Origin of the sequence: Phaeovulum sp. (assembly GCF_041596715.1) — a bacterium.
GTDB lineage: Bacteria > Pseudomonadota > Alphaproteobacteria > Rhodobacterales > Rhodobacteraceae > UBA6213.
This window is the reverse complement of sequence record NZ_JBFHIA010000238.1, coordinates 1-4,609: the sequence shown is the minus strand read 5'-3', so window position 1 is coordinate 4,609 and position 4,609 is coordinate 1. Positions and strand designations below refer to the sequence as shown.

General features: G+C 65.2%; 2 protein-coding genes, 1 tRNA gene and 1 pseudogene. 2 read left to right on the top strand and 2 right to left on the bottom strand.

Annotated elements, in window-relative coordinates:
- Positions 1–240: 240 nt before the first annotated feature.
- Positions 241–314, top strand: a tRNA-Gly gene (locus ABY403_RS13680).
- 119 nt (positions 315–433) lie between these two features.
- Here ABY403_RS13680 and ABY403_RS13675 read toward each other — a convergent pair.
- A complete protein-coding gene (locus ABY403_RS13675; protein WP_372841385.1) occupies positions 434–568 on the bottom strand; it encodes a hypothetical protein in 135 nt (44 codons plus the stop codon).
- 201 nt (positions 569–769) lie between these two features.
- Between ABY403_RS13675 and ABY403_RS13670 the strand changes: the two genes are divergently transcribed.
- Positions 770–4,354, top strand: coding sequence for a hydantoinase B/oxoprolinase family protein (locus ABY403_RS13670; protein ID WP_372841384.1), 3,585 nt, complete (start codon positions 770–772; stop codon positions 4,352–4,354).
- 24 nt (positions 4,355–4,378) lie between these two features.
- Here ABY403_RS13670 and ABY403_RS13665 read toward each other — a convergent pair.
- Positions 4,379–4,609: pseudogene (locus ABY403_RS13665) on the bottom strand (hypothetical protein); the annotation flags it as partial.

Genomic DNA, 4,609 nt, shown 5'->3' with positions numbered 1-4,609 from the left:
TAAGGTGGGTGCGCAGGCAGGCGCAACTGCTGCAAAACCCACGGGCGTGCGCGGCTTTGGGTTCTACAGCGCAATTGGCCCGCCCGATGGCCGCTAATTCCGCGCGGTTTCGGCCCGAATGTGGAAACCGGCGGAACAAGGCTAACCCGTGCGTCCCGCCCGGCGCTGGCGCCAGAACCGACACGCATTCTCCCCCCGGCTCTTGCGCGAAGCGGGGGCGAGGGCTTATAGGGGGCGGGCGCGGGTGTAGCTCAATGGTAGAGCAGCAGCCTTCCAAGCTGAATACGTGGGTTCGATTCCCATCACCCGCTCCAGCGACTTTCTTCACCCAAGACTCGGCCGTTGCACATGCCCAGCTGTGCACGAAATCACGGCAGTCGCGCGGGCATGCCCGCGCGCCGCCTTGGTATCCAAGGCTATGCCTTGGTGTCTCTCAGCCCTTTTTGGCGGGCTTGGCCGCGTTGGGCGAAAGCCCCTTTTCGAAGGTTGCGGTAGCGGAGGCTGCCGCCTTCTTGTCCTTCTTCGGCTTCTTCGCTTCCTTGTTGCTGCGCAATTGGCCTTTGGCCATGACATGCTCCTGAATTGCTGGCGGCGGGGGCGAGACTCACCCCCCCTTTCCGCACCGCCATTTGGCGCCCTTTCGGCAGTGTTGTGCAAGGGGCTTGGTGCGGTGCCCCCCCTTCCAAGGCGGTCGGCTGCTGATGCGCTTTCATTGACAATCCCCCGTTCTCTGCCCGACATGGGGCAGAAACGCCGCAAGGGGGACAGTATGAGCTGGGAGTTCTGGATCGACCGTGGCGGCACGTTTACCGACATCGTAGGCCGCGCGCCCGATGGGGCGCTGCATCTACGCAAGCTGCTGTCAGAGAACCCCGAGCGATACCCAGACGCGGCGGTGCAGGGCATTCGCGATTGCCTTGGGCTGAGCGCGGGCGCACCGATCCCGCAAGGTGCCATCGGCGCGGTTAAAATGGGAACCACGGTCGCTACAAACGCGCTGCTTGAACGCAAGGGCGAGCGGGTTCTACTGCTGATCACCGAAGGATTCGCGGATCTTTTGCGGATTGGCAACCAAACCCGGCCGCGGTTGTTTGATTTGCACATCCGCCGCGCGGAATTGCTGCACGAACAGGTAGCCGAAGTGCCGGGGCGGCTGAACGCCGACGGTGCCGAAATCGCCCCACTGAACGAGGCCGCAGTGGCCGCGGCGCTTGCCAAAGCCTATGCGGAAGGGATTCGCGCGGTGGCGGTGGCTTTGATGCACAGCTACCTCAACCCCGTGCACGAGCTGAGGGTGGGCGCTTTGGCGCGCGCTGCGGGGTTCAGCCAAGTTTCACTCAGCCATGAATGTTCGCGGCTGATCCGACTGGTGGGGCGCGGCGATACGACCGTGGCAGACGCCTACCTGTCGCCGATCTTGCGTCGCTATGTCGATCAGGTGGCCGGGGCACTTGATCTTGGGCGGGGCACCGGGCGGCTGTTCTTCATGCAGTCATCGGGTGGGTTGACCGACGCGAACCGCTTTCAGGGTCGCGATGCGATTCTGTCTGGCCCGGCTGGCGGCATTGTCGGCATGGTCAAAACCGGGCTCGCGGCGGGGTATGAGCAGTTGATCGGCTTCGACATGGGCGGCACCTCGACCGATGTCAGCCATTATGCGGGCACCTATGAACGCAGTTTTGAAACCGAGGTTGCGGGCGTGCGGATGCGCGCGCCGATGATGGATATTCACACCGTCGCCGCCGGGGGCGGATCGGTGCTTAGTTTTGCCGATGGCCGCTATCAGGTTGGACCGGAAAGCGCAGGGGCCAACCCCGGCCCGGCCGCCTATCGCCGCGGTGGGCCGCTGACCGTGACCGATGCCAATGTCATGCTGGGCCGCCTTGCGCCCGAGCATTTCCCTTCGGTTTTCGGAGCCGAGGGCGATCAGCCGCTTGACGCCGATGCCGTGCGCGCCGGTTTCGTGCATATGGCGGGCGAGATTGCTGCGGCCAGCGGGCAAAGCCCCAGCCCCGAGGCGGTGGCCGAAGGCTTTCTGGCTATTGCCGTGGCTAATATGGCCAACGCGATCAAGAAGATATCGGTAGAGCGCGGGCACGATGTCACCGCCTACACGCTGCAATGCTTTGGCGGCGCGGGTGGGCAGCACGCGTGCGGCGTGGCCGATGCACTGGGGATGCGCCGGGTGCTGCTGCACCCGCTGGCCGGGGTGCTTTCGGCCTATGGCATGGGGCTGGCCGAGTTGCGCAGTCTTCGCGAAGAACAGGCCGATGATGCGCTTGCGGCGCAGCCCGCGATGGCCATGCGTGTGGCTGCCCTGATTGCCGAGGCGCGGGCCGAGCTGGTGGCGCAAGGTGTGGACGAGGCCGAGATTTCGGCCGAGGCGCGCGCGCATCTGCGCTATGAAGGCTCGCATCAGGCGTTGGAGGTGCCCTTTGACGCGGCACCCGCAATGCAGGCGGCGTTTGAGGCGGCGCATCTTGCGCGCTTTGGCTATACCGACCCCTCCCGCGCCATCCGCTTTGAGATGCTTGCGGTTGAAGCGGCAGGTGGGGCTGCGGTGCTTTCGCAGGTGCGGCTGGGTGCGGGCGAGGCCAAAGTTGCGGCGCGCCACGCGGTCTGGTTTGCCGGTGGCTGGGTCGAGACACCTTTCTATGACCGCACCGCATTGGGGGCGGGGGCCACCATTTCAGGGCCCGCGGTCATTCTAGAGCCGACCGGCACCACCGTGGTCGAACCCGGCTGGTCGGCACGGGTCGATGCAACGGGCAATCTGATCCTAGAGCGAGTCAAGGCAGCGGTGCATGCGCGCGCGGCGGGCACCGAGGCAGACCCGGTGCGGCTGGAGGTGGCGTCAAACTTGTTCATGTCGATCGCCGAACAGATGGGGGCTACGCTTGCCAACACCGCTTGGTCGGTCAACATCAAGGAACGCATGGATTTTTCCTGCGCCATTTTTGATGAGGGCGGCAACCTCGTGGCCAATGCGCCGCATGTGCCGGTGCATCTGGGTTCGATGTCCGATTCGATCCGCACGGTGATGCGCGTGGTGGGCGCGGATGTGGCCGAGGGGGATGCCTACATGCTGAACTCTCCCTTCGCGGGCGGTACGCATTTGCCCGATGTGACGGTGGTCAGCCCTGTGTTCATCGCCGGTCGGGTGCGGTTCTGGCTCGGGTCGCGCGGGCATCACGCCGATATCGGCGGGCGCACGCCGGGGTCTTGCCCGCCCGACAGCCGCGACATCACCGAGGAAGGCGTGCTGATCGACACCTTTCGGCTGGTCTCGGCAGGCAGTTTTCGCGAGGCCGAGGTGCGCGCGCTTCTGGCTTCGGGGCGCTATCCGTGCCGCGCGCCAGACCAGAACGTGGCGGACCTGAAGGCACAGCTTGCCGCCAACGAAACCGGGCGGCGAGAACTGGTGCGCGCAGCGGCAAGCTGGGGGATCGAGGCGCTTGCGGCCTATGCGACCCATGTGCAGGACAATGCCGAGGCGCTGGTGCGCGGGGTGATTGGCGCGCTCAAGGACGGAAGTTTCCGCTACCCGCTCGACAGCGGTGCCGAGATTTGCGTGGCGGTGCGCGTGGACCGCGCAGAGGGCCGTGCAACGGTAGACTTCACCGGCACGTCGCCACAGCAGGCGGGCAACTACAACGCCCCTGCGGCAGTGGCGCGGGCGGTGGTGCTTTATGTCTTTCGCACGCTGGTGGGCAAGGACATCCCGCTGAACGAAGGCTGCCTGCGCCCTATCGACATCGTGCTGCCCGAGGGATGCATGTTGAACCCGCGCGCCCCGGCTGCGGTGATTGCTGGCAATACCGAGGTTAGTCAGGCCGCAACCAACGCGCTTTATGGCGCGCTGGGCGTGTTGGCGGCAGGGCAGGGTACGATGAACAACTTTACCTGGGGCAATGACGCGTTTCAGAACTACGAGACGATCGCGGGCGGCACGGGGGCAGGGCCCGGCTTTGCAGGTTGCGACGCGGTGCAAAGCCACATGACCAACACCCGCATGACTGACCCCGAAGTGCTGGAGCGGCGTTTTCCGGTGCGGCTGGAAAGCCTTGTCATCCGCCGCGGTTCGGGCGGGCAGGGGCGCTGGCCCGGTGGCAACGGTGCGGTGCGGCGCTTGCGGTTTCTGGAGCCCGTTACAGTCACCGTGCTGTCGCAGTCGCGGATTGTGCCGCCCTTTGGCGTGGCAGGGGGCAGCCCCGGCGCGTTGGGCGAGAATCTGGTGATCTGGCCCGACGGCCGCCGAGAGGCGCTTGCGGGCAATGATGAACGCGCGTTGCCCGCCGATGCCGTGTTTGAAATGCGCACGCCGGGCGGAGGCGGCTGGGGCAAGCCAGAGTAGGGGGCGATCAGCCGGACCTGTGCGTCAGAACCACTGACCGGGCTCCATCAGCCCGAGGTCCATCATTTGTTGCGAGTTCCACCCGAAGGGCACCGAGTTATACCAAAGAAAACTCGGGATATTGAATGTGGAGCCTGCGTTGCTCTTGAGCGCCTTGGCAACCCGGAACGAGACGATGCTGGCGGTCAGGTTATGGTGCCAAGGGCAGGCATAGGTATTATATTCTTCGATGTTGAATGTGTGGTCGGGGCGTAG

Excerpts from the sequence above, each read along its gene's own strand:
- ABY403_RS13675 (WP_372841385.1), bottom strand. The coding sequence starts at position 568 with ATGGCCAAAGGCCAATTGCGCAGCAACAAGGAAGCGAAGAAGCCGAAG.
- ABY403_RS13670 (WP_372841384.1), top strand. The coding sequence starts at position 770 with ATGAGCTGGGAGTTCTGGATCGACCGTGGCGGCACGTTTACCGACATC.